Origin of the sequence: Candidatus Accumulibacter phosphatis, assembly GCF_000024165.1 — a bacterium.
Taxonomy (GTDB): domain Bacteria; phylum Pseudomonadota; class Gammaproteobacteria; order Burkholderiales; family Rhodocyclaceae; genus Accumulibacter; species Accumulibacter phosphatis.
This window is the reverse complement of record NC_013194.1, coordinates 2,134,589-2,160,219: the sequence shown is the minus strand read 5'-3', so window position 1 is coordinate 2,160,219 and position 25,631 is coordinate 2,134,589. Positions and strand designations below refer to the sequence as shown.

Genomic DNA, 25,631 nt, shown 5'->3' with positions numbered 1-25,631 from the left:
TCTGATTTATTGCAATTAATCAGAGACTTACCTTGAGGGCTCCGGGAAGGTCCGTCTGACACAGCATCCGTTTTCCGAGCGATCCCTAATCAGCTTCCGTTTCGAGTACCAGACCTGCGCAACGGACTTTACGTTGTCCCAAACCATGTCTTCTAAGGAGCCGATTCAGTGAGCACCCCCAGTATGGGGACGAGAGCCTGCGCGAGCGTTAGCCTCGAGTGATGCGGTGAGCGCAGCGCAGCGCGGCGGGCGCGGCGTTGCGGCAGAGCCCCATTGTTACCAATCGTCAGCCAAGAGACCCAGAGTCGTTCACGACCACGGCTGAGTCTGGCTGGCGGCGCTGGATTTCCCGTCATCGTCGGCTGCGGCCTCGCGCCAGAAGGCCTGGTGCTGGGCGGTGCTGGCCTGACGATCGACGATCACTTCGAGCAGCGTCGCACCGCCCCGCTGCCGAGCGTTGTCGAAGGTGGCAAGCCCCTCGGCGAGTGACCCGGCGCGCTCGCCGGCTATGCCGAAACTGCGCGCAGCGGCGACCAGATCGATCCGCTGCGGCGTCAGCCAGGCGCGCTCGAACTCGGGCAGTGCGGCGACCGGCAGGTAGCCGAAGATACCACCGCCACCGTTGTTGATGACGACGACCACGATGTCGCGGCCACCGGCAGCGGCGAGCGCGGTCAGGTCATGCTGGGCCGTCAGGTCGCCGACCAGCGCCACGCAGGGCCCCTCGGTGGCTATCCCGAGAGCCGTCGACAGATTGCCGTCGATACCGCTGGCACCGCGATTGCCGAAGAAGCGCAGGGGCTTGGCGGCGCTACCCGAAAACGCGTCGAGATCGCGAATCGGCATGGAATTGCCGCAGAACAGCCGGTGACCGGCGGGCAGGCGATCGAGCAGCGCCGCGATCAGCGCGCCCTCGAAGTTGTCGCGACAACGATAACGGCCGGCCAGGGCCTCGGCCTGTGCTTCCGCCTGGACGAATAGAACTCGCCAGTGCGCCGGTGCGCACTGCGGGGCCGCGGCGAGCAGCGCCTCGCAGACCGCCGTCGGATCCGCCTGAAGCAGCACCCCCAGCGCGTGCTGAGGGTCTCGCCAGCGGCTGTCGGCGCTGACCACGATCTGCCGCGCCGGGGCCACTGCGCGCAACCAGTCCTGCAGCGTGCGGGTGACCGGAAAGCCGCCGAAGCGCAGGATCCACTCGGGCCGGGCCAGCGCCACCATGGACCGCCGGCGCAGAAACACATCGTAGTACACGCACAGGCGGCTGCGATCGTGCCCACCAAAACGCAGATTCGACAGCGGCTCAGCGAGGATCGGCCAATCGAGTCGGCCGGCGAGAGCTGCGACGCCTTCGGCAAAGTCTGGCGGATAGTCGGCACCGCCACAGACGATGACGCCGGGGCGGCCGCTGATCTCGGCAGCGCTGTCAGCGATCAATCGCTTGTCGGGCAGCAGACGCGGATGCGCCACGCGGATCACGGGGCAGCAGTCCGCGGCGCCGATCTCCGCAAGCTCGCCGTCGGGCAGCAGCGGCTCGCGAAAAGCCAGGTTCACATGCACCGGACCGGGCGACGGCCAGCAGCTGTCGGCAAGCGCGCGTGCCGCCAGGCGGTGCAGATAGGCGGGGGCGAAGTCGGCCGTCGGCAACGCCGGCGAGTACATGGCGCGCACGTGGGCGCCGAACAGCCCATGCTGGTCGACGGTCTGATTGGCTCCCCAGCCGGTCAGCTCGGGTGGCCGCGCGGCGGACAGCAGCAGCAGCGATACGCCAGCGAGATCGGCCTCGATGACCGCGGGAAACCAGTTCGCCGGCGCCGAACCGGAAGTACAGAGCAGCGCCGCTGGCCGGCCGCTGACCCTGGCGATACCGAGCGCGAAGAAGGCCGCGCTGCGCTCGTCGAGGAGAACGTGGCAGCGGATCTCGGGCCGGCGCAGAAAGGCCAGCGCCAGTGGCGTCGATCGCGATCCGGGCGAGAGGACCAGTTCGCGCAGGCCGGCGGCGGCCAAGGCGTCGACCAGCACTTGCGACCAGCGCAGGTTGAGCAGGCCGGTGGCGTGCGGGTCGTTCATCCGGTGCCGGTCCGCCGCGCCTGGCCAGGCGCGCCCGCACGCGGGCAGCGCAAGGCCGCGGCGATGACGCCCAGCTTGACTTCGGTTTCGGCGAATTCCTGCTCGGGGTCGGAACCGGCAACGATCCCGGCGCCGGCAAAAAGCTCGGCGGCGCGGCCACGCAGACGCGCGCAGCGTAGCGCGACGACGACGTCGCCGTTGCCGTCGCGATCGATCCAGCCGACGCCGCCGGTGTACCACGCACCCCGCCGGTCGCCGTGGCGGCACAGCCACTGGCGCGCCGCCGGGCCGGGCACACCGCCGACGGCGGGAGTCGGATGCAGACTGGCGATCAGATCGAAGAGCCCGACTCCCGCCCGGGCGCGGCCGACCACCGTCGTGCGCAGGTGCTGTAGCTGACCCAGGTGCATGATGCTCGCCGCCTGCGGCGGCTCCTGCGAAACGCACAGCGGCAACAGGGCCGCCCGCACGGCATCGACCACCAACTGGTGCTCGCGACGATTCTTGTCGGCCTGCAGAGCACGCGACGTCGGCTGTCCAGCGGCAGCGCTCAACCACGCCGTGCCGGCCAGCGCGTCGGCACGCACGGTGCCGGCACGCAGCGACACCAGGCGCTCGGGCGTCGCCCCAAAGAAACTCTGGCCAGGCTGGCCGACGCCATAGATCGTGCACTCGGCGTGGCGACGGGCGAGCACGCCAAGCACCGACGCCGCGGCGATAGGCAACTCGCTCGCGAAATGGACGCTGCGGGTCAGAACGAGCTTGTCGAACTCGCCGCGCGCAATCTCCGCCAACGCCGCGCGGGCGCGCGCCAGGAAAGCCTGGTCGGCAAGCGTTGCCGGACGCCGCCGCCATAGGGTCGCCGGCGCCGCGGCGGCAGGCCGGTCGTCGGCGGCATGCAACTCGGCCAGCCAGCGGCCGACCGCCCCCTCCGCCGCACGCGCCGCACAACTGAAAGTCACCGTGCGCTGCCCGGCGCGGTTGCGCAGGAGAATCGCGGGTACCAGCAGGCGCGCGTTGGGCAGTCCGTCCTGCGTGTCGTCGTCGAATGCAAAGCCGACGTGCGCTGCAGGGAGCTCTCCGGTCCGCCGTGCATCGTCGTGTTCCCAGAGTGGCGCGAGGCCCCGAAAGGCGGCTTGCAAGGCGGCGAAGCGCCCGCTGCCGGTGGTGGCGAAACTCATGGCCTCGCCGAGTGCGAGGCGATAATCGCCCGACTCGCGACTGCCCGGCGCCGCCCACCAGTTGACGTGTGCGCGCGCCAGATCGACGCCCAGCCAGTCGTCATCGCCCGCGCCAAGGTCGAGCGTGATGCTCAGCAGGCCGCTCGCCGGCACGCCCGGCAAGCGGGCATGCAGGCGGCGGCGCAGCAGGGCGATCCGCCGCGCGTCGAGCAAGCGTGCCAGGCTCAACCCGGACCCTGCACCGTCTCGCGCAGAAGGGTGCGCAACTGCGCGCGATCCAGCTTGCCCATGGCACTGCGGGGCAGACCGTCGACGCGCAGTACGCGCCGCGGGCGCTGGGCGGCGGTCAGGGAATTCCGCACCCACGCTTCGAGAGTGGCGCTCTGCGCCGTGCCGACGATGAGTGCAACGAGAGAGTCGCCCCATACCGGATCGGGCAGCCGCATCACCGCGACATCGGCAACCCCTGGGCACGCCGCCAGGCAGGATTCGATCGTTGCCGGGTGTACCTTGACACCGCCGACGATCAGCATGTCGTCGGCCCGACCATGAATGGTGACCTGGCCGTCGGCGGCGAGCGAGCCCAGGTCCGTGGTGGCCAGCCAGCCATCGTCCAGCCCATGCCCGCGCCGACACTCCGGGTTGAGATAGCCGTGCATCACTTGTGCACCGCGCAGGTGGAGACGCCCATCGGCTGCCACACGCGCCTCCAGGCCGGGCAACAGTCTGCCGACCTGGCCGACCTGCCAGTCACTGCCGGGCCGCAATAGTGTCGCCGCCTGCGCAGCGGTCTCGCTCATTCCCCAGGTCGGGCAGATCGGCCAAGCGCTCGCCAGCGCGCGCTCGCACAGCGGCCGTGACAGCGACGCGCCGCCGATCAGGGCGTGGCGCAGGGCTTTCGGCGGCGAAGCACCGTCGGCGACGTCGAGCAATTGCGCCAGCATCGCCGGTACCAGCGAGATGTGGCTGACCCGACTGGCGTGCAAGGCGTGCCAGACGGCAGCGGCCGAGAACCGCTCGTGCAACAACAGCGTCGCTCCGGCGCGCAGACAGCGGTAGAGCAGCGAAATGCCGCCAACATGATACAGCGGCAAGCAGCCCAGCCAGCAATCGCCGGCGCTCAGTGACAGGCAGCGGTTCGCGGCGCGGGCAGCGGCATCGAGATTGGTGTTGTTCAGCATCACCGCCTTCGCTTCGCCTTCACTGCCGCTGGTGGCGATGACCAGCGCCAGATCGTCAGGACGTCCGGTCAACGCCGGCGGCACCGGGCCGGCGGGGGACGCGATCGGCAGCGCCGCCAGCCTCTTCAGGCAACCGCCGGCCAGAGCCTGCATCTTCGGCCACGCCAGGTCGGCAGTCAGCGGGTCCAGCGGCAACAGAGCGACGCCGGCAGAGGAACAGGCGAGCGCCGCGATAGCCAGTTCGCCGGCTCCGGCAGCGAAGGCGGCGATGTCGCCGGCGAGCAGACCGTCGCTGCGCAGCGTTTGGCCGCCCTGGCTGGCAAGTGCAGCGAGTTCGTCGTAGCGCCATTGGCCGCGCGACGTCCGCAAAGCGTCAAGCGACGGGTACTGACGCGCACCTTCGGCGAGCCACTTGGCGAGCAGGGTCATCGCTGATCCAGACTGGCCGCAGACAAGGGAAGCGGCGACAGTGTCATCCTCGGCGCAACGATCGCCGCCGACCTGACAACGCGCCGACCGCCATCCGACTACTCGCCAACCCGGATATCGATTGGCGTGATCTCATCGTCGCCGGGCGGCGCCTTGGGTATCGGCTGGCCCTCGAAGTAGAGCCCAATCTCGCGTTCGCGCCGGGTCTTCAGGCCTCGATAGTCCTTGCCGTCGGCCAGGGTCCAGCGACGCAACTGGGCGGGCACACGCTCGTGCTCACCAGCGTTGATCGCCTTGAGCAGCGTCGAGTTCTGCAGCTTGCGGGCCCCCACGTTGTAGGTGAAATCACACAGCGCTGCGTATTGCCCGTCGGTCAGGTCCGTCTTGACCAGGCCCAAGACCGCCCGTTGCGCGCGTCGCATATCCTCGACCAGCAGCACCGCACCCTGCAGCTCGCTGATGCCACGGCGCAAGGCGACCGGTTCGTTGGTGTCGCAGGGCGCCTTCTTGACCACGTGGCCATAGCCGATGCTGCAGAAACGCGATCCATCGTTGTACAGCCGCGGTACGAAACCCTCCGAAACCTTCGCCAGCGCGATGCCCTTGTCGGGTACCGGGCGCAGACGAACGCCTTTGGGCAACGACACGTCGAGTGGCGGCTCGAGCAGGATGCCCGGCGTCAGCCGCGCCTCCGAGGGGAAGTCGCCGGCCGCGGTGACCACCCTGGCGATGTCGCAGGGACCGCTCGGCGCGCACACCAGTGCGTGGGCCAGCCCGCCCAGAAGAGGTGCGGCTTGCCGTTCCACGCGAAAGCTCTTCGCCGCCAGCTTCTCGATCTGGCGCAGGCTGCCGACAGAAAGTCGAGCGAACGCTTCCTGCATCGCACCCTGCGCGTCGCGCTCACCGCCACCGCTTTCGTAGACGTCCAATGCTTCCTTGCTGAGGAAGGCGGCGACGACCGTCGCGCCATGGGGCTTGGTGACCTTGAGATCGAACTTCATCTGCTCGCTGGGAATCGTCACCTGGCCGACCGGCACCTCGTTGTCGCGCTGGCTCCGGTTGGGAAAGAGGACGGTCGCGACGTCGTCGGGGCCGACGCTGACGAGGTAGAGGTAGCCGTCACGCGGCACGTCGACCGTCACCACCAGGGCATCCCCTTCACGCAGGAATGACTTGTTCAGCTGTACCGACAGGCCACCGGCAAGCGTCGCGGAATTCTCGACCGCCAGCCGGAACGACTTGCTGGCGACGACCGACGCCGGCTCGCTCGCCGCAGGATCCTGCTGAGCGGAACCTTCCTGAGCTGAAACCGTCCCGATGGCCCAGACCAACGATCCGATGATGGCGCAGGCCCCGAGCCCGCAGCGATTCGTGTTTTTCATCTTTCCCCTCTGGTTGCCTCGCAAGGCGCAGTCGTCCATGCGCGCAAGTATAGCGATGTCGCGTGCCAGGCCCAACGAGTCAGACGTTTCCCCGCAGAGAATCCGCTGCCGAGAGCTGGCGAGTCCCTTGCCGCGATCGCCGCCGCACGCCTGGGTTACACTCTGCCGATGTGTGGACGTTACGCCCTCGAAGCCCCTCGCTCGCAGTTGTGCCACCGCTTCGCGCTGATGGAGTGCGCCGACTTTGCAGCCCGTTACAACATGGCGCCGGCGAGCGACGTGCCGGTGATTCGTCAATCGCCAAACCGGCAGCGCGTTCTCCACCTGCTGCGCTGGGGTCTGCTGCCGCACTGGGCCAGCGATCCGACGATCGGCTCGCGGCTGATCAATGCCCGCGGCGAGTCGGTGGGCGAAAAGCCGTCGTTTCGCGATGCCTTCCGACGACGCCGCTGCCTCATTCCGGCCAGCGGCTTCTATGAGTGGCAGGCGGTGCGTGCGACGCAAACGCGACCGGCAAAGCAACCCTGGTACGTCAGCCTGAAGTCCGGCGAGACGATGGTCTTCGGTGGCCTGTGGGAGTCGTGGACGTCGCCAAGCGGCGAGATCATCCGCAGTTGCTGCATCATCACCACCGAGGCCAACGAACTGGTTCGCCTCATCCACGGGCGTATGCCCCTCATCCTGGCTCCTGAGCACTGGCAGGCCTGGCTTGCCGCCCCGCCGGAGCAGGTGGGAGCCTTGCTGCTGCCGTATCCGGACGGCGAGCTGCAGGCCTGGCCGGTGAGCTCGCGAGTCGGCAAGCCGGACGCGGACGATCGTCAGTTGATCGCCGCCCTGCCCGGTGAACCGCCATGATCGGTCCCGGCCAAACGCGCCTCACCCATACCACCGGGAGGGATGGCGATAGTCAACGGGTTTTGTAGCATAATCGGCCGCAAATGTTGGATTTGAGACTGCCTTGATCAGCTTCGTCGACCCCGACCGCTACGATACGTTGAAGGCGACGGGCAAACTGCCGTCGCCCAAAGGGGTGGCCTTCTCGATCATCAAGCTCCTGCAGCGCGATGATTTCCGCGTCCCCGACCTGGTACAACTGGTTCAGTCGGACCCGGCGATTGCCGGACGCCTGCTCAAGTTCGCCAATGCCGCCGCCTTCGGCCGGACACGGCCGATCGTCTCGCTGCAGCGGGCCATCGTCGCCCTGGGAGCGTTCCGGGTGCGCGATCTGGTGATCAGCTTTTCGGTCATGCACAGCCACACCAGCGGCCAGTGCGCGGCATTCGATTACGCCGCGTTCTGGGGTCATTCGCTGGCCACCGGCATCGCCTGCCAGGAACTCGCCCATTTCGCACAGATCTCGAGCGAGGAAATCTTCACCATCGGCCTCCTGGCGCGTGTCGGCGAGCTGGCGATGGCTTCGCTCTACCCCGACGAATATGCGACCGTGCTGCTCAAGGCGCAGGGGGCGCAGAGTGAGCTGGCCAGCCTGGAGCGTGAGCGCTTCGCCATGGACCACCTGCAACTCGGCGCGACGATGCTCGCCGAATGGGGAATGCCCGAGATACTGATTCGCGCGGCGTACCACCATGAGGAACCCGACGTCGCCGATTTCGCGGACGGATCACGCTTGCAGACACTCACCCACTCGCTGAATTTCGCCCGCTCGCTCGCCGAGGTCTGCATGGCCGACGAGGAGTCGCGCTGGAGCCTCCTGCCCGGCCTGCTGACGCGCGCAGCGCGACTGGGAATCAGCGGCGATGCGCTCAACGACATGGTCGATCGGATGGTTCGCCGCTGGCGTGAGTGGGGGGCGACACTGCAGGTGCGCACGCAGGAGATGCCGCCGTTCGCCGAAATCCTGGCCGCCAGTCCGCCCAGCCGACGCGTCAGCAGCACGCCCGCCGAACCAAGCGGCAGGATCGGGGCACCGCGGCTGCAGGTCCAGCTTCTCGGTATCCCGTTGACGGAGCTTCCCGAGTTGATGCAGCAGATCGAGGAGTTGGGCCATCTGCCCATGCTGATCGATGGCCATGACGACGCGATCATGCAGGCCCTGCGCCAGCCGGCGCGGATCGTGATTGCCGAAATGGCGATGCCCGGGCTGCAGCCGGCGGCTTTTTGCCGCATCCTTCGGCAGACACCGGCCGGCAAGGAGACCTACCTTCTCCTGCTGGCCTCGCCGCAGGGCGATAGCCACATTCTCGAGGCAATCGATGCCGGGGCTGACGACGTCCTCGTTAAACCGGTGACCTTGCAGACCTTGCGTGTTCGTCTGAACACGGCGACCCGCATGCTGCTCCTGCGCGACGAGATCCAGCGCGAGCGCCGCGGCATCATGCGCTCCACGGACCAGTTTGCCGTCGCCCACAAGCGCCTCCTGCGCGAGGCGCTGACCGACACCCTGACGCAGCTCCCGAACCGCCGCCACGGGCTCGACTTCCTGGCTTCGGAATGGGCTTTCGCGCAGTCCAATGCGCTGCCGATGGCCTGCCTGCTACTCGATATCGACCACTTCAAGCGGATCAACGACACCCTCGGCCATCCCGCCGGCGACGCCGTCCTGCAGCAACTCGCCGACCTGCTCAAACGCGCCTCGCGCCCCGAGGACCTCGTCTTTCGCTATGGCGGCGAAGAGTTCGCTGCGGTTCTGCCCAATGCCAATGCGCAGACCGCCGTGCAGATCGCCGAACGCATTCGCGGTCTGGTTCAGAAATACGACTTCCTCTGGCAGCGACGGTCGATCCCGCTGACCGTGAGCATAGGCGTCGCCATCCTGAGCAGCACGGGAAAGGACAGCCAGGCGCTGATCGAGGCCGCCGACGCCGCTCTCTACCAGGCGAAGAACGGCGGCCGCAACCGCGTCACCGTCGCTGGTTGACAAACGAGCCGGCTGACGCCTGACCGATCGGCTATCTGATGACGGGTGGCCGTCGAGCGAACCGATCGTCGCGCCCCTGCCGGCAGTTTCAAGCGAGCAGTGCTGCGGCGTGATGCCGCAAGTGATCCTCGATGAAGCTCGCGATGAAGTAGTAGCTGTGGTCGTAACCCGGGTGCAGCCGCAGCGTCAGCGGATGCTCCGCGGCGGCGCAGGCCTGCCGTAGCCTCTCCGGTTGCAACTGTGTGTCGAGGAAGCCGTCGGCCTCGCCCTGGTCCACCAGCAAGGGCAGGCGCTCGGCGGCGGCAGCGATCAGCTCGCAGGCATCCCAGGCCCGCCATGCTCCCTGATCCTCGCCGAGATAGCGCGAGAAGGCCTTCCGCCCCCAGGGACTGGTGATCGGGTGGCTGATCGGCGCCAGGGCGGAGAGCGAACAGTAGCGGCCGGGGTTACGCAGTGCGCAGACCAGCGCACCGTGACCACCCATGGAATGACCGCTGATTCCCCGCCGCGCGCTGATCGGCAGCATCTCCTCGACCAGCGCCGGGAGTTCGTGCACCACGTACTCATGCATCCGGTAGTGTTCGGCCCACGGCGCCTGCGTCGCGTCAACGTAGAAGCCCGCAGCGTGACCGAAGTCCCAGCATCCCTCCGGATCACCCGGCACGTCGGCGCCACGCGGGCTGGTATCCGCTGCGACAATGGCCATGCCGAGGGCAGCGGCGACGCGCAGCGCCCCGGCTTTCTGCATGAAGTTCTCGTCGGTGCAGGTCAGACCCGAAAGCCAGTAGAGCGCCGGCACCTTGTGGTCGGCCGCCTGCGGCGGTAGATAGACGGCAAACACCATGTCGCAGCGCAGCGCCGGCGAGTAGTGGCGGAAACGCCGGTGCCAACCGCCAAAACAGCGATTGGCGGTGACCTCCTCGAGCGACCCGAAACCGCGCGCCATGGCCGCTCAGAACAGAATGACCGAGCGGATGCTCTTGCCTTCGTGCATCAGATCGAAAGCGTGGTTGATGTCTTCGAGCCCCATCGTATGCGTGATGAAGGTATCCAGTGGAATCTCCCCGCGCTGCGCACGTTCGACATAGCCTGGCAGTTCCGAGCGACCGCGGACGCCACCGAACGCCGAACCGCGCCATACCCGGCCGGTAACCAGTTGGAACGGTCGCGTGGCGATCTCTTCGCCGGCGCCGGCCACGCCGATGATCACCGACTCGCCCCAGCCCTTGTGGCAGCACTCGAGAGCCGAGCGCATGACCTTGACGTTGCCGATGCATTCGAACGAATAATCGACACCGCCATCGGTCATGTCGACGATGACTTCCTGAATCGGCCGGTCGTGGTCGAGCGGATTGACGCAGTCGGTCGCCCCGAGTTGCCTGGCAATGGCGAACTTGGCCGGATTGGTATCGAGCGCAATGATCCGCGAGGCCCTGGCCATGACCGCCCCGATCACCACCGCCAGGCCGATACCGCCGAGGCCGAAAACGGCGACTGTCGCCCCCGCTTCCACCTTGGCGGTGTTGATCACGGCGCCGATACCCGTGGTCACGCCGCAGCCAAGCAGGCAGACCTTGTCGAGGGGAGCGTCCCTGGCGATCTTGGCGAGCGAAATCTCGGGCAGGACCGTGTACTCGGAGAAGGTCGAGGTGCCCATATAGTGAAGGATCGGCTTTCCATTCCGGGAGAAGCGGCTGCTGCCATCCGGCATCAGACCTTTCCCCTGCGTCGCCCGTATCGCCTGGCAAAGGTTGGTCTTCCCCGACTTGCAGAACTTGCACTGCCCGCACTCGGGGGTGTACAGCGGGATCACGTGATCGCCGACGGCGACCGAGGTCACGCCGGAACCGATGGCTTCGACGATGCCGCCGCCCTCGTGACCGAGAATACTCGGGAACGCCCCTTCGGGATCGGCCCCCGACAGGGTAAAGGCGTCGGTATGGCAGACGCCAGTTGCGACGACGCGCACCAGAACCTCGCCGTGGCGTGGCGCCTCGACGTCAACTTCGGTGATTTCCAGCGGTTGACCAGCGGCCCAGGCAACGGCGGCACGTGCTTTGATCATCAGCGACTCTCCTCAGTATTGACAGCACTCCCGATGGCCGGTGCGCGCCCCCGCCAAACACCGCACATCGGCCGCCGAAGACAGCAGCCCGCCGAACAGCCGTGCCGGTCCGCCACTAGTGCAGGTCTCCGGGCTTCAGCAGCGGCAGGCGCAGGACGTCGATCCCTTCGTCACGTAGCGCGTCGTACTCCGCAGCGGTGGCCTCACCGCGAATCGACCGTTCCTCGACTTCCAGATAGTGGATCCTCCGCGCCTCTTCGGCGAAGCGGTCGCCGACGTCTTCGCAATCCGCCAGCAGCACTTCGGTCAACTGCCGATAAGCGGCAAGAACTCCGCCCCGCAAGTCGATGTTTGGCTTCTTTCGTGTCGGCGGCGGCGCTGGCTCGACCGGCAGCGGCTGCGCCGCGCGGGCCAGGTGGACCGCCGAGGGCACGCGACGCACTACCGGTGATCCGCACTGCGGGCAGGCAATCAGGCGACGCGCGCACTGCTCATCGAAGTCCTCGGAAGACTGGAACCAGCCTTCGAAGCGGTGTTCATGCTGGCAGGCAAGGTCATAGATGATCATCGGGCACCAAGGCCGGGCGGGCAGTCAAAGGATCGTACCCGGAGCCGGGGTCGAACCGGCACGGCCGCGAGGCCGAGAGATTTTAAGTCTCTTGTGTCTACCTGTTTCACCATCCGGGCCGGCCTGCCAATTATACCCGTCCCGAAATGAAACAAAGGGAAAGTGCGGCTTCGCACTTTCCCTTTGCAATCTGGAGCGGGAGAAGAGTCTCGAACTCTCGACCTATACCTTGGCAAGGTATCGCTCTACCAACTGAGCTACTCCCGCATGAGCCCTGTCTGGACAGCACGCCGCGATCACTCGAAGCACTTGGACGGCCAGACGGCGACCAGCGGGGCGGATTATCCCGGTGCTGACCCGACCTGTCAACAACGAGCGTTGTCCAACGCGGTATGAGCCTGAACGAGGGGCGTCTTTCCACCCAGGAATGAGCCTGAGCGAAAGAAACTGCGGATGAAGTGCGGCGTGGGTTGTTCCTCGTTGGCCGCGTCTGCAGGCTCGTACGTGAACCAGAAACGACCCGAGTCATACACGGCGCAACCTCTCCCCGGCCGCCGCCAGCGTCGCTTCCTGCTTGGCGAAACAGAAACGAACGACGCGGTCGTCCTGGCCATCCCGATAGAAGGCCGACACCGGAATCACGGCCACTCCGACCTCACGCGCAAGCCAGCAGGCAAACTCGCGGTCGGGCAAGTCGCTTATGGCGCTGTAGCGCGCCAATTGAAAATAGGTACCGCTGCAGGGCAGCAGTTCAAAGCGCGAAGCGCCCAACTGATCGCGGAAGAACTCTCGCTTCTCTTCGTAGAAGGCGGCCAGTCCGAGATGGCGCGACGTGTCGCCCATGTACTCGGCAATTCCCAACTGGCACGGCGTATTGACCGTGAACACGTTGAACTGGTGGACCTTGCGGAACTCGGCCATCAATTCCGCGGGGCCAAGCACGTAGCCGACCTTCCAGCCGGTGATGTGATAGGTCTTGCCGAAAGACGAGACGACGATGCTGCGCGCGGCCAGTTCGGGGTGTCCGGCGACGCTCTGGTGTTGCGCGCCATCGTAGACGATGTGCTCGTAGACCTCGTCCGAGAGGATCACGATGTCGGTGCCACGCGTCAGTTCCGCCAACCCCTCCAGATCGTCGGCACCCAGGAGGCTGCCCGTTGGATTGTGCGGCGAATTGATGATGATCATGCGGGTGCGCGGGCTGATCAGTGCGCGCACCTGCTGCCAGTCCGGCCGGTAACCGGGATAGCCGAGCCTCGCGTAAACCGCCCTGCCGCCCACGGTTTCGATCGCCGGCACGTAGCTGTCGTAGACCGGTTCGAAGACGATCACCTCGTCGTCCTGGCGCACGAAGGCGGCAATCGCCGTGAACACGGCCTGAGTCGCACCGGCGGTGACCGTGATTTCGCTCTCCACGTCGTAGACGGCGTTGTAGAGACTCGCCACCTTGTCGGCGATCGCCTGCCGCAATTCCGGTACGCCTGCCAGTGGCGGGTACTGATTGCGTCCCGCGCGCATTGCGCGCCAGGTCGCGTCGAACAACGACGGGTCGGCCTGGAAATCGGGAAAGCCCTGTGACAGATTGATCGCTCCACAGTCGGCGGCAAGCTTCGACATGACGGTGAAGATCGTGGTCCCCACGCGGGGAAGCTTGGAGTCAATGACAGGGGACGACTTGTGCATGGTCGGCCGCGCGGCGCGCGCCAGGAAGTGATCGAGCAGCTAGTTTAGGTGCCGGCTGCGCTCGCGACAAGGTGGACGACCAGCAAGCGTCGACTCCGAGGCGCAGATTGCGTCGCGGGCAACGTGTGGAGCACAATCTGATAGCATTTGCCTGCCAGAGCATCCTTCTTTCTCGGCCATGCGAGCAACCATGACTGCCTCCCCCTTACGAAGCCTGTGGCGCCCGCTTCTCGTCGTCGCCCTGTCGCTCGAGACTGCCCTCGCCGCCCCGTCGCTGCCGGCGCTGGGCGCCCGACTGGAAGACCTGACGGTGTCGGGAATCTCCTCGGGAGCGTACATGGCGGTGCAGTTTCAGGTCGCTCACTCGAGCCTCGTGCGCGGCGCCGGAGTCATTGCCGGCGGACCGTATTACTGCGCTGAAGGATCGACCTGGCGTGCCCTGACCAGTTGCATGTCGCCCTCGGCGTGGGCACCATTGGCGTCGACGAGCGAGTTGCGAACGCGCGCCGAGGAGGTGGCGCGCGCGGGCCGCATCGATCCGCTTGACGGCTTGCGCGACGACCGCGTGTGGCTGTTCTCGGGAGGCAAGGACGACAAGGTGACGACGCCGGTGATGGACGGACTGGCCACCTTCTACGCGCAATGGCTCAGCCCGGCGGCGATCCGCTTCGTCAAGCTGCCCGAGGCGGGACACGCGATGATCTCGGTCGCCGATCCACAGGCCAATGCCTGCGGCAGTGCGCAGCCGCCGTTCATCAACCGCTGCGGTGATCTCGACGCCGCCGGCGAAATGCTTGCTCACCTGCTCGGCCCGCTGCAGCCGCCGAACGCGGCTGGCCAGTTGCTGACCTTCGACCAGCGACCGTTTGTCGACGGCAAGGCGATCGACGCCGGACTCGCCGACGAAGCCTATGTCCATGTCCCGCAGGACTGTCGCCATGCGGCTTGCCGGATCCATGTGGTCTTCCACGGCTGCCGCCAGAGCGCCGCGAATGTCGGACGACGTTTCGTCGACGGCGCTGGCTACAATCGCTGGGCGAACAGCAACCGGATCGTCGTCCTCTACCCGCAGACCGTGCCGCGCCATGGTTTGGCATTCGGTTCGTGGCGGTGGTTGAACAACCCCTTCGCCTGTTGGGACTGGTGGGGCTACTCGGGCAGCGACTACCACACGCGCGCCGGGCTCCAGATCAAGGCCGTCCGCGCCATGCTCGACCGGCTGGTCATGCCACGTCAGGACGCCTCTGCCCAATAGCCCGCAGCACGCGTCCGGCGGCGACGGCCCGGGCTACCGCGAACCGCCGCGCAGCTTGCCGTAGACGACCAGCAGCAGGATCGCCATGATCACCGAGGCGATGAAGCCGGCCCCTTCGCCGGCCCGGTACCAGCCAAACATCTGACCGATGATGCCGGCCAGGAACGACCCGGCGATTCCCAGCAGCACGGTGATGATGAAGCCCATGTTCTCCCTGCCGGGATGGATGAGTTTGGCGACGACGCCAACCACGAACCCAAGAACGATTGTCCAGACGATTCCCATCGCCAACTCCCAAGAATGTTTTCCGACACGCCGGCAGACCGTACCACCTGCCGCCTGCCGTGGCCGGGGTCAAGCGGACCGCAGACAGGAGGTCCGGCCGGCTCGACGCAGCACCCCGCCAGCAGGCCCGCGCGTCATTCCACCGGTGGAATCCGCAACACCTGGCCGGGATAAATCTTGTCCGGGTGGCTGAGCATTGGCTGGTTGGCCTCGAAGATCACCATATAGCGGTTGGCATTGTCATAGTGCCGTTTGGCAATCTTGGACAGGTTGTCACCGGCAACGACCGTGTAGAAGGTCGCCTCCGGCTCACTCTGGTCGACGGACAGCATGTCATTGACCTGCGCAACGCCAGTCACGTTGCCGCAGCACAGAAGGATTTTCTCCTTGCTGGCCTGGTCGCCGGCGACGCCGAACACCGTTGCGACTCCGCTCGCTCCGTCGAAGGTCACCGTCAACCCGGTGACCGGCAAGCCCTGAGTGGCGATGTAGGCCTCGATCGCCTCTCCTGCCGTGCGGTTCAGGTCGTCCAGGCGCGCTTTCGCGTCGTCGTCGTCCGGCGTGCTCGCCACCGCGTCCGAAGCCGCCTGGGCGTCTCCGGCATGAAATAGCTTCTCGCCTGCTTCCTTGACGAAATCAAAAAAACCCATGCTGTCTCCTCCTTGTCGAGCGGCACCGAGCGGCGCCGGAAAATGCCAATGCTCTACGCAGGTCCGTAGGCGGCAACGAGTCTAGCAGCTTCACAATCTTTCTCAAAGGCCGTGGCAAGCTTGCGGCAGGCGCTGCCTGGCGCAGCGAAGCGGCAGCCTGTCGCGACCTTGACGACGTGTGCGCTGACATGAACTCACCGCTACTGACTGCGTATATCCTTGTCGCTCCAGCGAAACACCGATTGATCCGCCCACCCCTGCCGCCGGAGCCGAAGCCATGCGCCGATTCGCCCTCTCTCGTCCACTAAGCGCCGGCCTGCTCACGCTGGCGCTGCTTGTCGCCGGCTGCCACCCGTCGCCTCGCCAGAAACCTTCCGGGTCGAGCGGCCTGGAGATCAACATCGCCCATATCAACGACCACCACTCCCACCTCGAAGCCCACGCCGATTTCGAGATTGCCGTCGGCGGCTTGCCCACGCGCGTCGCGGCCGGCGGTTTTCCCCGCCTGACGACGCTCTTCAAGGCGCAGGCCGGACTGCCGAACCTGTTGAAGATTCATGCCGGCGACGCCATGACCGGCACGCTGTACCACACGCTCTACAACGGCGAGGCCGACGCGGCGCTGATGAATACCGTCTGCTTCGACGTCTTCGCGCTCGGCAACCACGAGTTCGACGAAGGCGACGCAGGCTTGCGACGCTTCCTCGACTATCTGCGTAGCGGCCCCTGCCAGACAACGGTTCTCGCGGCCAACGTCGAGCCGGCGATCGGCAGCCCGCTCGCCCCGGTCGCCATCGACGACTATCGAAGGCCGTATCTGCTGAAGGAGGTCGACGGTATCGTGCTCGGCATCATCGGTATCGACGTGCGCGGCAAGACGATGAACTCGTCGCGGCCGCTAGCGACCACCCTCTTCCGCGACGAGGTCGACACCGCCCAGAAGACCATCGACGAGCTGCGCGCCCGAGGTATCCGCCATATCATCCTGGTGACCCACCAGGGCTACGAGGCCGACAAGGCGATGGCCGCCCGACTCTCCGACGTCGACGTCATCATCGGCGGCGACTCGCACACGCTGCTCGGCAGCTTTTCGGCGCTCGGCATCAGCGGCAGCTCGGGACCTTATCCGACCGTCGTCAAGAACCGCGACGGTGAGCGGGTCTGCATCGGCCAGGCCTGGGAGTACGCCAAGGCTTTCGCGCTGATGCAGGTTCGCTTCGACGATCGCGGAGCAGTGGCCAGTTGCAGTGGCGAGGTCATCCTGCCGATTGGCGACGACTTCCGGCAGAAGAACGGCGCGGAGGCTTTCTTCGCTGTCGACACCGCCACCCGCGCCAGGATCCTCGAGCAACTGGCACAGCACGGCACAGCTCGCATCGTCAGCCCGGACCCGATCGCCCAGGCCGAGTTGGCACGCTATGCGGGTCGCCTCGACGACATGAAGCGACAGCGGATCGGCACCGCCGGCGAGTCGCTGTGTCTGGTCCGCGTCCCCGGGGAGTCGACCAACCGCAGCAGCGGCGTCGCCGGCTGTGAAAGCGCCAACACGCTAGCCCGCGGCAGCGACATTGCCCAGGCGGTGGCAGAGGCCTATCGCCAGGCGAGCAGGCTGGCCGACATCGCTCTGGTAAACGGCGGTGGCATGCGGACAGCCCTGCCCAAGGGTGATGTCAGTTTCAGCACCGCCTACACGGTGCTGCCGTTCGCCAACGTGCTCATCGAGCTGCGGCTAAGCGGGCGGCAGATCCTCGAGGTTCTCGAGGACGCGGTCGCCAACCATCTCGACCGCAACGGTTCCGACGGCTCGCACCCCTATGCCGCCGGTCTGCGCTGGGATCTCGACATGTCCAGGCCGCGCGGCAGCCGTTTGGCCAACGTCGAGATCAAGTCCCGGGCCGACGGCGCCTGGCAAGCGCTTGAGCCGGCGGCTACCTATACCGTCGTCACCAGCGATTTTCTGGCGATGGGCGGCGACGGCTACAGCACTCTCGCCCAGATCCACCTGGCGGGCGGCAGCGTCAACACCTATCTGAACTACACGCAGACCTTCGTCGACTACCTGCTGGCGCAAGGCAGGGTGAGCCGCCCGGCGGCAGCCGACTACAGCCACAAGACGGTCATCAGCCGTGCCGGGCGGCGGCTGCCCTGAGCCCCGCGGTGGCCGACGGCTCGCCTGCAACCGCGAGACCTGCACCGACAGGCGCCGAGACTGTGGTTATGTCATGCCAGCCCGCGCGACGATGCGGCCAGGGGCTGTCAGCGCGTCCGGCCGCTGCTCCGGAGCGACGGTGGACGGCAGACTGGCTGCCAAGCGGACAACTTCTGGCAGGACATGGTTGCGCTGGCGACGAATGTGAGCGCAGACTGCGCTCGTTCCCGGCTGCCGGCGAACCAGCGAACCGGCTACAACAATCAGGCGGGCAACATCGAAGCGTGCTTCGGTTGCCTTCAGTTGCCCAACGAGAGGGAAGTATCGATGGATTTCGTGATCGTTCTGGCGGCGCTTTGCTTCCTGATGTTTGTCGCCTACCGCGGCTACAGTGTGATCCTCTTTGCGCCGGTGGCGGCGCTCGGTGCCGTCCTGCTCACCGATCCAGGCATGGTCGCACCGATGTTTACCGGCCTGTTCATGGACAAGATGGTCGGCTTCGTGAAGAACTACTTTCCGGTGTTCCTGCTCGGCGCGGTGTTCGGCAAGGTCATCGAGCTGTCGGGATTCTCGAAGGCGATCGTCGCTTCGGTGATCAACCTGCTCGGACCGCAGCGGGCGATGCTGTCGATCGTCCTCGTTTGCGGCATTCTCACCTACGGCGGCGTCTCCCTGTTCGTCGTCGTCTTTGCGGTTTATCCGTTTGCGGCCGAGATGTTCAAGGCGAGTCGCATCCCCAAGCGACTGATCCCCGGAACAATCGCTCTCGGTGCATTTACGGTGACCATGGATGCTCTGCCGGGTACACCGCAGATTCAGAACATCATTCCGACGACCTTCTTCCACACCACCACCTGGGCCGCGCCCTGGCTCGGCGCCATCGGCGCTGTATTCATCATGGCCTGCGGCATGAGTTATCTGGAATGGATGCGTCGCCGCGCCTTGGCGGCGAATGAAGGCTACGGCACCGATCTCGTGAACGAACCGGCCGCTTTCGAGCACGAGAAGCTGGCGAATCCGCTGGTCGCGATTCTGCCTCTGGTCATGGTCGGCGTCATGAACAAGGTGTTCACCAACATCATTCCGGCTGTCTACGGCGAGCAGGTATCGTTCATGCCTGCCGTCATCGGCACGGTCAAGCCGGTGGTGCAGAATATCTCCGGCGTTGCCGCCATCTGGGCAGTCGAGGGTGCCCTGCTGGTCGGCATTCTGACCGTCTTCGTGTTTGCCGGCAAAACGGTGCTCGGCAAGTTCGCGGAAGGCTCCAAGTCGGCAGTCGCCGGCGCTCTTCTCGCCTCGATCAATACGGCCTCGGAGTACGGCTTCGGCGCGGTCATCGCCGCTTTGCCGGGCTTCCTGGTCATCGCCAACGCGCTGGGAGCGATTCCCAACCCGCTGGTCAACGAAGCGATCACCGTCACTGCGCTGGCCGGCATCACCGGCTCGGCGTCGGGCGGCATGAGTATCGCTCTGGCCGCCATGTCGGAAACCTTCATCGCCAACGCCCACGCCGCCGGCATTCCGCTCGAGGTCTTCCACCGCGTGGCATCGATGGCGTCCGGCGGCATGGACACGCTACCGCACAACGGTGCCGTCATCACCCTGCTGGCCGTGACCGGCCTGACCCACAAGCAATCCTACAAGGACATCTTCGCGATCACCTGCATCAAGACCATGGCCGTGTTCGTGATCATCGCCGTGTACTACGCCACCGGAATCGTCTGACACTTCCCGCCCACCATTTCTGCTCTGGAGACCAGTCATGCCTCTTGCCAGTCATCCCATGGCCTCGTCCTTGCGCGCCTCCGATACCGGAAAGGTGGTTTCCGCACGCGAGGCGGTGCGCCTGATCCAGGACGGCGACACCGTCGCTACCGGCGGCTTCGTCGGCATCGGGTTCGCCGAGAATGTCGCGGTTGCCCTCGAAGAACTCTTCCTCGAAGGCGAAAGCGAGGACGTCAACGGTCTTGGCCGCCCCTGCAACCTGACCCTGGTGTATGCGGCCGGACAGGGCGACGGCAAGGAGCGCGGACTCAACCACCTCGGCCACGATGGTCTGGTCAGCCGCGTCATCGGTGGTCACTGGGGACTCGTTCCAAAGCTCCAGCAACTGGCAGTAGCGAATCGCATTCAGGCCTACAACCTGCCGCAGGGGGTGATCACCCACCTCTTCCGCGATATCGCCGCGGGCAAGCCCGGCACCATTACCCGCGTCGGCCTGGGCACTTTCGTGGACCCGCGCTTTGGCGGTGGCAAGCTGAACGCCCAGACCACCGACGATATCGTGCGGGTGATGGAAATCGATGGCGAGGAGTACCTGTTCTACAAGGCCTTCCCGATCAACCTCGGCATCATCCGCGGCACCACCGCCGACCCGGATGGCAACGTGACGATGGAGAAGGAGGCACTGACGCTCGAGGCACAGGCCATCGCCATGGCGGCCCGCAACTCGGGCGGCATTGTCATCGTGCAGGTCGAACGTATCGCCGAGCGTGGCACGCTCAACCCGCGGCAGGTCAAGATTCCCGGCATCCTCGTCGATTGCGTGGTCGTCGCCGAGAAGCCCGAGTACCACATGCAGACCTTCGCCGAACAATACAGCCCGGCGTTCGCTGGCGAGATCCGCGTGCCGCTGTCGGCGATAGCGGCGATGCCGATGAGCGAGCGCAAGATCATCGTGCGCCGGGCGGCGCTCGAACTCAGGGCCAACGCCATCGTCAACCTCGGCATCGGCATGCCCGAAGGCGTCGCCAACATCGCTGCCGAGGAGAAGATTTCCGACCTGATGACGATGACCGCCGAGCCCGGCGTGATCGGCGGCATCCCGGCCGGCGGCCTCAATTTCGGCGCCTCCACCAATGCCGCGGCGATCATCGACCAGCCGAGCCAGTTCGACTTCTACGACGGTGGCGGCCTCGATATCGCGTTTCTCGGCCTCGCGCAGGCGGATCGCCAGGGCAACCTCAACGTCTCGAAGTTCGGACCGCGCCTGGCCGGAGCCGGCGGCTTCATCAACATCTCGCAGAACGCGAAGAAGGTCGTCTTCGTCGGCACCTTCACGGCCGGCAACCTGGAGATCGCGCTCGTGGACGGCAAATTGCGCATCCTCGAGGACGGCAAGGCACGCAAGTTCGTCGACGAAGTCGAGCATCGGACCTTCAGCGGCCCGCAGGCACTGAAAAGAGGCATGAGCGTCCTTTACGTGACCGAACGCTGTGTCTTCAGACTCTGCCCGCAAGGCCTGGAACTGATCGAGATCGCCCCCGGCATCGATCTCCAGAAGGACATCCTCGACCGGATGGACTTCGTTCCGGTCATGCACGGCGAACCCGCGCTGATGGACGCGCGGATCTTCCGCGAGGAAGCGATGAAGCTGCGGCCGGCAATGCTCGAGATGCCGATGGCCGACCGCCTCTCGTACGATGCCGCCAAGAATCTCTTCTTCCTCAACTTCGAGGGGCTGAGCATCCGCAGCCAGAGCGACATCGACCGGGTTCGCCAGGCCGTCGGGGAAAAGCTCCTGCCCGTCGGCCACAAAGTCTACGCCATCGTCAACTACGACCGCTTTTCGATCCTGCCCGAACTTGTCGACGACTACATCGACATGGTCAAGGAGGTGGTCGAGGCTTACTACCACAACGTGACGCGGTTCACCTCCAACACCTTCCTGCGCGCCAAGCTCGGCGAAGCACTCGAGAAGCGGAAGATCGCCGCCCGCAGCTACGAGACGGCCGCAGAAGCCGAAGCGCACGTCAGGGAAGAGTAGCGCAGCGAGCATTCCAGGGGCCGGGTTGTGTAGACCCGGCCCCTGGTGTCCGACGGCGACGCTACCTAGCGAAGAGAGCTAGCAGAGTCCAAGTTCATGAGATAGCAACGCGAACGCCGCGACGTCCGTAGATCGCGGGCCACCGGCTATCCCTTCTTCATTCGCCGACTGAGGCCCAGTCCTGCGAGGCCGACGCCAAGAAGGACCAGGGTGGCCGGTTCTGGAAGGGGCGGACGCTCGGTGCTGCCGAAGGTGCCGGCGACGTCGTCGACAATGTAACGACCGAACTCCGATGTGAAATCAAAGATTGCATACGCGGCCTCCCCAGCAAAACTCACGGAAACCTCGCCTTCTGGAAACGAGCTCAGGCCGGCAGGCGGGACGGTGGTGGTGAAAGCGCCCTGCTGTGATGCACTAGCGATCTCAACGCCAGCCGTATCGAACACCCTGATACTGGCGAAATACGCTGGGGCCGATACCGACGAGTCCAGCGCATAGCCGAAGGTCAGTGATCCCGTAGCCCGGCGGAGAAAATCGACCCGCAGGTCCGGGTTCAGCAGTGATGTTCCTTCAATCCCCGGTTCATGGATGTAGGTCATATTGCTGCCCGGACCGGCAGTGTTGAATCCGAAGGGATCGGTCGTACTGAAAATGACGTCGTTGATACCATCGGCGTCGCCGTCATAGCCATAGCTGGTCACGCCCGAAACGAGCGTGTCAAAGGTGATGACCGCCGCACTGGCGGGACTGCCCGCGATCGCGCCCACCAACAGCGCCGAGGCGGTAGCGCGGAGTAAGCTGCTACGCTTGTTCATACCATCTGTCCTTTCGTTTGTCCTTCAATTCCAAACTTGTGGTCGGCGCTCCCGCTTCGTGCTTCGGGCCGGCCACGCTTCTCTCCGAACTGGGGAACCGCAGACAGGCGACCCCTGCCAAGCAAGTCAAACAGCCGAAGGCCTGAGAACGAGAACCTCCCCAAGAAAGGAGGGCAGAGCGTCGACAAGCGATGAATCCTGCTCCCTCCACCATGGCACCGATCGCATCAAATGTATGTCCTGGTGCTGCCACCAAGGCAAGCAATAGTTATACCATTAGTATGGTTTTCCTATGGATACAACGTCCTATAACATCGTCCGTGCGAATGCTTCTCGCAACGACCGGCAGAGTGTAAGATATTCCGACATCTGCAAGTAATCGTGCGTCATCCATGCACGCCAGCACTGGTCCGGCCCGTCAGCTTGCGATCGGTACATCGGCGATGGCGCTCAACCAGAACCGTGACGACAAGGCGAACAACAGCACACTTGTGGCGCAGGCATGGCGAATTCTGCCGCTCGACTCGACGAAAGAAGGAGACCACATGAGCACGATTACCCACACAGCCAACGCCGCCTGGCATCTGGCAGCGCGGCCAGTGGGCCTGCCTACCGCGGCCGACTTCACGTGGCGCGAGAGCACCCTACCGGATCTCGCTCCAGGCCAGGTACGAGTGCGCAACATCTGGTTGTCCATCGACCCGACCAACCGCATCTGGATGAACGACGCCGACAGCTACCTGCCGAAGATCGAACTCGGCGAGGTCATGCGCGGCATCGGCATCGGCCGCGTCGAGGAGTCGCGCGACGCCAGCCTGCAAGCCGGTGACCTCGTGCAAGGCATGCTCGGCTGGCAACGTTACTGTCTCAGCCCGGCCAGGGCACTGAGCAAGCTGCCGCCGATCCCGCTACCATTGAGCGCGCACTTCGGCCTGCTGGGCCACATCGGCCTGACCGCCTATTTCGGTCTGACGGATGTCGCACAGGCCAGGGCGGGCGAAACCCTGGTGGTTTCCGCAGCCGCCGGCGCGGTCGGCTCGCTGGCCGTGCAGATCGGCAAGAACCTGGGCATGCGCGTGGTGGCCATCGCCGGGGGCGCCGAGAAATGCCGCTGGCTGAGCGACGAACTCGGAGCCGACGCGGTCATCGACTACAAGGCGGAGGACATAGACGCCGGGCTGCAGCGGACGTGCCCCGACGGCGTCGACGTCGATTTCGAGAACGTCGGCGGCCGCACGCTCGATGCGGTCCTCGGCCGAATCAATCTCGGCGCCCGCATTGCGCTGTGCGGGATGATCTCGCAGTACAACGCGACGGCGCCGGAACCCGGACCGGCCAACCTTGCCAGGCTGCTGATGCAGCGCGGCCGGATCCAGGGCTTCATCGTGCTCGACTATCTGGACCGCGCTGCCGAAGCGGCGGAGAAGTTGATCGCCTGGCACCTGGCCGGGCGGATGAAATACCGACTGGACGTTACCGAGGGGCTGGAACAGGCGCCCGCGGCGCTCGGCAAGCTGTTTGCCGGCACCAACACCGGCAAGGTACTGGTACGCGTCAGCGATGAGTGAGGCGTCGGTACGGCGTTGATGCACCGGCGCATGCCGGCCGAATTCGCGGCTCGCTGGTCTGCCTGCCCCGCCATCAGGCGACCACCGCCGAATCCCGGCGGCGCGGCCCGGCACGCCGCGCCTGAGGCGTCGACAGCTTGCCACCGGCACCCGTGCATTGACTGCGGCCGCCGGCGCTACCTATACTTGCCGATTTTTCGTCGAAGCTCCGGTTAGCATCGGGCGATTACCCGCGGCAGATCGCCCCCGCGGGGAGTTCGCGACCCAATGTCGAGGCGATCGAGGAGTACGTGATGCGCCGAACGAAAATTGTCGCCACCATCGGCCCCGCCACCTCCGCACCGGAGAACCTGCGGCAACTGTTGGCAGCCGGTGTCGACGTGGTGCGGCTGAACGCTGCGCACTCGGACATGGAGACGCACAGCAACAATGCCCGGCTGGTGCGCGAGATTGCCAGTTCCCTCGGCCGCAGCGTCGGTGTGCTGGTCGATCTGCCCGGGCCGAAGATCCGGACCGGCCTCGTCGTCGGCGACGCCGTGGAACTGGAGTCCGGCCAGGAGTTCCTGCTCACCGCCACCGACGACGGCATGGGCGACGTGCATCATGTCGCGACGACCTTGCCGGAACTCGCGCAGTGGGCGCGCCGGGGCGACGAAGTCTACCTCGCCGACGGGGCGATCGTGCTGCGCGTACTCGAATCGCTGGGCAGCGATGTGCGCACCGAGGTCGTGCGCGGCGGCACCCTGCGCTCACGCAAGGGCATGCACCTGCCGCGCGCCGAGGCACACGTCGATCCATTCACCGAACGCGACGCTCTGGCGCTGGAGATGGCCATAGCCGCCAAGGTGGACTTCCTCGGCCTGTCGTTCGTGCGGCGGGCCGAAGACGTCGAACGCGTGCGCGCCATGCTCCCCCGGCGCGGCGTGCGGCCGGCGCTGGTGCCGAAGATCGAGACCGCGGCGGCCGTCGACAACCTCGCCGGAATCATCAACGCCGCCGACGCGGTCATGGTCGCCCGCGGCGACCTCGGCATCCAGATGCCGGCGCGACGCGTACCGCTGCTCCAGAAGGAGATCATCCGTCTGTGCAACATGGCCGGTAAACCGGTGATCACCGCCACGCAGATGCTCGAGTCGATGACGCGCTCGCCCCTGCCGACGCGCGCCGAGGTGAATGACGTCGCCAACGCCGTGCTCGACGGGACGGATGCCCTGATGCTGTCGGAGGAGACGGCGGTCGGGCTGTTCCCGAACGAAACCGTGCGCATGATGAGCGAAGTCGCGGAGTCGGCCGAGGGCTGGCCGCACGACCGCGTCGACCCCTCTGCCATCGTCGGTGCCGATGCCGACCGCGTGGCCTGGGCGGTCGCCCACGCCGCCGTGCAAGCTGCCGAGGATCTCGGCGTCGCGGCGATCCTGTGCCCGACGCGCAGCGGTCAGACGGCGCATCGCGTCGCCGCCTTCCGGCCGAAGGTGCCAATCGCCGGCATCGCGACCGCCAACCCGGTGCTGGGCGGGCTCAGCCTGGTGTGGGGCGTCCAGCCGCTGCTGGTCCCGGAAAATCCCAGGGAGGAGCAACTGCAACTGGCAATCGCGGCGGCGCGCACTGCCGGCATGGTGCGCGACGGGGATCTCGTCGCCGTGGTCTTCGGATCGGCCGGGCCACGTGCCGGCAGCACCGACAGCGTGCGCATCGTCCGGGTCTGAGGG

19 protein-coding genes and 2 tRNA genes are annotated in these 25,631 nt (G+C 66.0%); 8 read left to right on the top strand and 13 right to left on the bottom strand.

Annotated features, from left to right (window positions below):
• Window positions 1-309: 309 nt before the first annotated feature.
• The 4 genes from menD to CAP2UW1_RS23665 all read right to left on the bottom strand — a co-directional run bounded on the left by menD (window position 310) and on the right by CAP2UW1_RS23665 (window position 6,240).
• Window positions 310-2,067: a 2-succinyl-5-enolpyruvyl-6-hydroxy-3-cyclohexene-1-carboxylic-acid synthase gene (gene menD, locus CAP2UW1_RS09500; RefSeq protein ID WP_015766407.1), complete on the bottom strand. Its 1,758-nt coding sequence runs from the start codon at window positions 2,065-2,067 to the stop codon at window positions 310-312.
• Window positions 2,064-3,476 carry an isochorismate synthase gene (locus CAP2UW1_RS23670; RefSeq protein ID WP_015766406.1) on the bottom strand — a complete coding sequence of 471 codons (1,413 nt, stop codon included), beginning with the start codon at window positions 3,474-3,476 and terminating at the stop codon, window positions 2,064-2,066. Before CAP2UW1_RS23670 ends, menD begins: the two co-directional genes overlap by 4 nt.
• Window positions 3,473-4,858, bottom strand: a complete 1,386-nt coding sequence (locus CAP2UW1_RS09490; protein ID WP_015766405.1) for a class I adenylate-forming enzyme family protein — start codon at window positions 4,856-4,858, stop codon at window positions 3,473-3,475. Before CAP2UW1_RS09490 ends, CAP2UW1_RS23670 begins: the two co-directional genes overlap by 4 nt.
• A gap of 98 nt (window positions 4,859-4,956) precedes the next feature.
• A complete protein-coding gene (locus CAP2UW1_RS23665; RefSeq protein WP_015766404.1) occupies window positions 4,957-6,240 on the bottom strand; it encodes a glycoside hydrolase family protein in 1,284 nt (427 codons plus the stop codon).
• 168 nt (window positions 6,241-6,408) lie between these two features.
• On the opposite strand from CAP2UW1_RS23665, the gene CAP2UW1_RS09480 reads away from it, so the two are divergent.
• Together CAP2UW1_RS09480 and CAP2UW1_RS09475 are read left to right on the top strand one after the other, a co-directional pair.
• Window positions 6,409-7,095 carry an SOS response-associated peptidase gene (locus tag CAP2UW1_RS09480; RefSeq protein WP_015766403.1) on the top strand — a complete coding sequence of 229 codons (687 nt, stop codon included), beginning with the start codon at window positions 6,409-6,411 and terminating at the stop codon, window positions 7,093-7,095.
• Window positions 7,096-7,198: 103 nt separating this feature from the next.
• Window positions 7,199-9,118, top strand: a complete 1,920-nt coding sequence (locus CAP2UW1_RS09475) for a sensor domain-containing diguanylate cyclase (RefSeq protein WP_015766402.1) — start codon at window positions 7,199-7,201, stop codon at window positions 9,116-9,118.
• 88 nt (window positions 9,119-9,206) lie between these two features.
• Here the strand turns inward: CAP2UW1_RS09475 and fghA are convergent, their stop codons facing one another.
• From fghA to CAP2UW1_RS09445, 6 genes are all read right to left on the bottom strand, one after another.
• Complete coding sequence (gene fghA, locus CAP2UW1_RS09470; protein ID WP_015766401.1) at window positions 9,207-10,064, bottom strand: S-formylglutathione hydrolase; 858 nt, start codon at window positions 10,062-10,064, stop codon at window positions 9,207-9,209.
• 6 nt (window positions 10,065-10,070) lie between these two features.
• On the bottom strand, window positions 10,071-11,183 hold the full coding sequence (locus CAP2UW1_RS09465) for an S-(hydroxymethyl)glutathione dehydrogenase/class III alcohol dehydrogenase (protein WP_015766400.1): 1,113 nt from the start codon (window positions 11,181-11,183) through the stop codon (window positions 10,071-10,073).
• Window positions 11,184-11,298: 115 nt separating this feature from the next.
• A complete protein-coding gene (locus CAP2UW1_RS09460) occupies window positions 11,299-11,751 on the bottom strand; it encodes a DUF1178 family protein (RefSeq protein ID WP_015766399.1) in 453 nt (150 codons plus the stop codon).
• Window positions 11,752-11,786: 35 nt separating this feature from the next.
• A tRNA-Leu gene (locus tag CAP2UW1_RS09455) sits at window positions 11,787-11,870 on the bottom strand.
• 72 nt (window positions 11,871-11,942) lie between these two features.
• Window positions 11,943-12,018 (bottom strand) — tRNA-Gly (locus tag CAP2UW1_RS09450).
• 258 nt (window positions 12,019-12,276) lie between these two features.
• Window positions 12,277-13,434: a pyridoxal phosphate-dependent aminotransferase gene (locus CAP2UW1_RS09445; RefSeq protein WP_015766397.1), complete on the bottom strand. Its 1,158-nt coding sequence runs from the start codon at window positions 13,432-13,434 to the stop codon at window positions 12,277-12,279.
• A 190-nt stretch (window positions 13,435-13,624) separates the two neighbouring features.
• Here CAP2UW1_RS09445 and CAP2UW1_RS09440 point away from each other — a divergent pair, with 190 nt between their 5' ends.
• The gene (locus tag CAP2UW1_RS09440) at window positions 13,625-14,689 is read left to right on the top strand and encodes an extracellular catalytic domain type 2 short-chain-length polyhydroxyalkanoate depolymerase (protein WP_015766396.1); all 1,065 of its coding nucleotides are present in this window, start codon (window positions 13,625-13,627) and stop codon (window positions 14,687-14,689) included.
• A gap of 33 nt (window positions 14,690-14,722) precedes the next feature.
• Here CAP2UW1_RS09440 and CAP2UW1_RS09435 read toward each other — a convergent pair whose 3' ends face one another.
• On the bottom strand, window positions 14,723-14,974 hold the full coding sequence (locus CAP2UW1_RS09435) for a GlsB/YeaQ/YmgE family stress response membrane protein (protein WP_015766395.1): 252 nt from the start codon (window positions 14,972-14,974) through the stop codon (window positions 14,723-14,725).
• A gap of 134 nt (window positions 14,975-15,108) precedes the next feature.
• Window positions 15,109-15,624: a peptidoglycan-binding protein LysM gene (gene lysM / locus CAP2UW1_RS09430; protein WP_015766394.1), complete on the bottom strand. Its 516-nt coding sequence runs from the start codon at window positions 15,622-15,624 to the stop codon at window positions 15,109-15,111.
• Between the two features lie 277 nt (window positions 15,625-15,901).
• On the opposite strand from lysM, the gene CAP2UW1_RS09425 reads away from it, so the two are divergent.
• The 3 genes from CAP2UW1_RS09425 to CAP2UW1_RS09415 all read left to right on the top strand — a co-directional run bounded on the left by CAP2UW1_RS09425 (window position 15,902) and on the right by CAP2UW1_RS09415 (window position 21,539).
• Window positions 15,902-17,773 (top strand): bifunctional metallophosphatase/5'-nucleotidase, encoded by a 1,872-nt coding sequence (locus tag CAP2UW1_RS09425; protein ID WP_015766393.1) that lies wholly within the window; start codon window positions 15,902-15,904, stop codon window positions 17,771-17,773.
• Between the two features lie 327 nt (window positions 17,774-18,100).
• Complete coding sequence (locus CAP2UW1_RS09420; protein ID WP_015766392.1) at window positions 18,101-19,498, top strand: GntP family permease; 1,398 nt, start codon at window positions 18,101-18,103, stop codon at window positions 19,496-19,498.
• Between the two features lie 37 nt (window positions 19,499-19,535).
• Complete coding sequence (locus tag CAP2UW1_RS09415; RefSeq protein WP_015766391.1) at window positions 19,536-21,539, top strand: acyl CoA:acetate/3-ketoacid CoA transferase; 2,004 nt, start codon at window positions 19,536-19,538, stop codon at window positions 21,537-21,539.
• 146 nt (window positions 21,540-21,685) lie between these two features.
• On the opposite strand, the gene CAP2UW1_RS09410 is transcribed toward CAP2UW1_RS09415, so the two are convergent.
• Complete coding sequence (locus CAP2UW1_RS09410) at window positions 21,686-22,354, bottom strand: PEP-CTERM sorting domain-containing protein (protein ID WP_015766390.1); 669 nt, start codon at window positions 22,352-22,354, stop codon at window positions 21,686-21,688.
• A gap of 392 nt (window positions 22,355-22,746) precedes the next feature.
• Between CAP2UW1_RS09410 and CAP2UW1_RS09405 the strand changes: the two genes are divergently transcribed.
• Together CAP2UW1_RS09405 and pyk are read left to right on the top strand one after the other, a co-directional pair.
• Window positions 22,747-23,922, top strand: coding sequence for an NADP-dependent oxidoreductase (locus CAP2UW1_RS09405; protein WP_412566865.1), 1,176 nt, complete (start codon window positions 22,747-22,749; stop codon window positions 23,920-23,922).
• A 293-nt stretch (window positions 23,923-24,215) separates the two neighbouring features.
• Window positions 24,216-25,628, top strand: a complete 1,413-nt coding sequence (gene pyk / locus CAP2UW1_RS09400) for a pyruvate kinase (RefSeq protein WP_015766388.1) — start codon at window positions 24,216-24,218, stop codon at window positions 25,626-25,628.
• Window positions 25,629-25,631 lie beyond the last annotated feature (3 nt).

Excerpts from the sequence above, each read along its gene's own strand:
- CAP2UW1_RS23665 (WP_015766404.1), bottom strand. The coding sequence starts at position 6,240 with ATGAAAAACACGAATCGCTGCGGGCTCGGGGCCTGCGCCATCATCGGA.
- CAP2UW1_RS09415 (WP_015766391.1), top strand. The coding sequence starts at position 19,536 with ATGCCTCTTGCCAGTCATCCCATGGCCTCGTCCTTGCGCGCCTCCGAT.
- CAP2UW1_RS09440 (WP_015766396.1), top strand. The coding sequence starts at position 13,625 with ATGACTGCCTCCCCCTTACGAAGCCTGTGGCGCCCGCTTCTCGTCGTC.
- CAP2UW1_RS09410 (WP_015766390.1), bottom strand. The coding sequence starts at position 22,354 with ATGAACAAGCGTAGCAGCTTACTCCGCGCTACCGCCTCGGCGCTGTTG.
- CAP2UW1_RS09480 (WP_015766403.1), top strand. The coding sequence starts at position 6,409 with ATGTGTGGACGTTACGCCCTCGAAGCCCCTCGCTCGCAGTTGTGCCAC.
- pyk (WP_015766388.1), top strand. The coding sequence starts at position 24,216 with ATGCGCCGAACGAAAATTGTCGCCACCATCGGCCCCGCCACCTCCGCA.
- CAP2UW1_RS09460 (WP_015766399.1), bottom strand. The coding sequence starts at position 11,751 with ATGATCATCTATGACCTTGCCTGCCAGCATGAACACCGCTTCGAAGGC.
- menD (WP_015766407.1), bottom strand. The coding sequence starts at position 2,067 with ATGAACGACCCGCACGCCACCGGCCTGCTCAACCTGCGCTGGTCGCAA.
- CAP2UW1_RS09435 (WP_015766395.1), bottom strand. The coding sequence starts at position 14,974 with ATGGGAATCGTCTGGACAATCGTTCTTGGGTTCGTGGTTGGCGTCGTC.
- CAP2UW1_RS09445 (WP_015766397.1), bottom strand. The coding sequence starts at position 13,434 with ATGCACAAGTCGTCCCCTGTCATTGACTCCAAGCTTCCCCGCGTGGGG.
- CAP2UW1_RS09405 (WP_412566865.1), top strand. The coding sequence starts at position 22,747 with ATGCACGCCAGCACTGGTCCGGCCCGTCAGCTTGCGATCGGTACATCG.
- CAP2UW1_RS09465 (WP_015766400.1), bottom strand. The coding sequence starts at position 11,183 with ATGATCAAAGCACGTGCCGCCGTTGCCTGGGCCGCTGGTCAACCGCTG.
- CAP2UW1_RS09425 (WP_015766393.1), top strand. The coding sequence starts at position 15,902 with ATGCGCCGATTCGCCCTCTCTCGTCCACTAAGCGCCGGCCTGCTCACG.
- fghA (WP_015766401.1), bottom strand. The coding sequence starts at position 10,064 with ATGGCGCGCGGTTTCGGGTCGCTCGAGGAGGTCACCGCCAATCGCTGT.
- CAP2UW1_RS09490 (WP_015766405.1), bottom strand. The coding sequence starts at position 4,858 with ATGACCCTGCTCGCCAAGTGGCTCGCCGAAGGTGCGCGTCAGTACCCG.
- lysM (WP_015766394.1), bottom strand. The coding sequence starts at position 15,624 with ATGGGTTTTTTTGATTTCGTCAAGGAAGCAGGCGAGAAGCTATTTCAT.
- CAP2UW1_RS09420 (WP_015766392.1), top strand. The coding sequence starts at position 18,101 with ATGGATTTCGTGATCGTTCTGGCGGCGCTTTGCTTCCTGATGTTTGTC.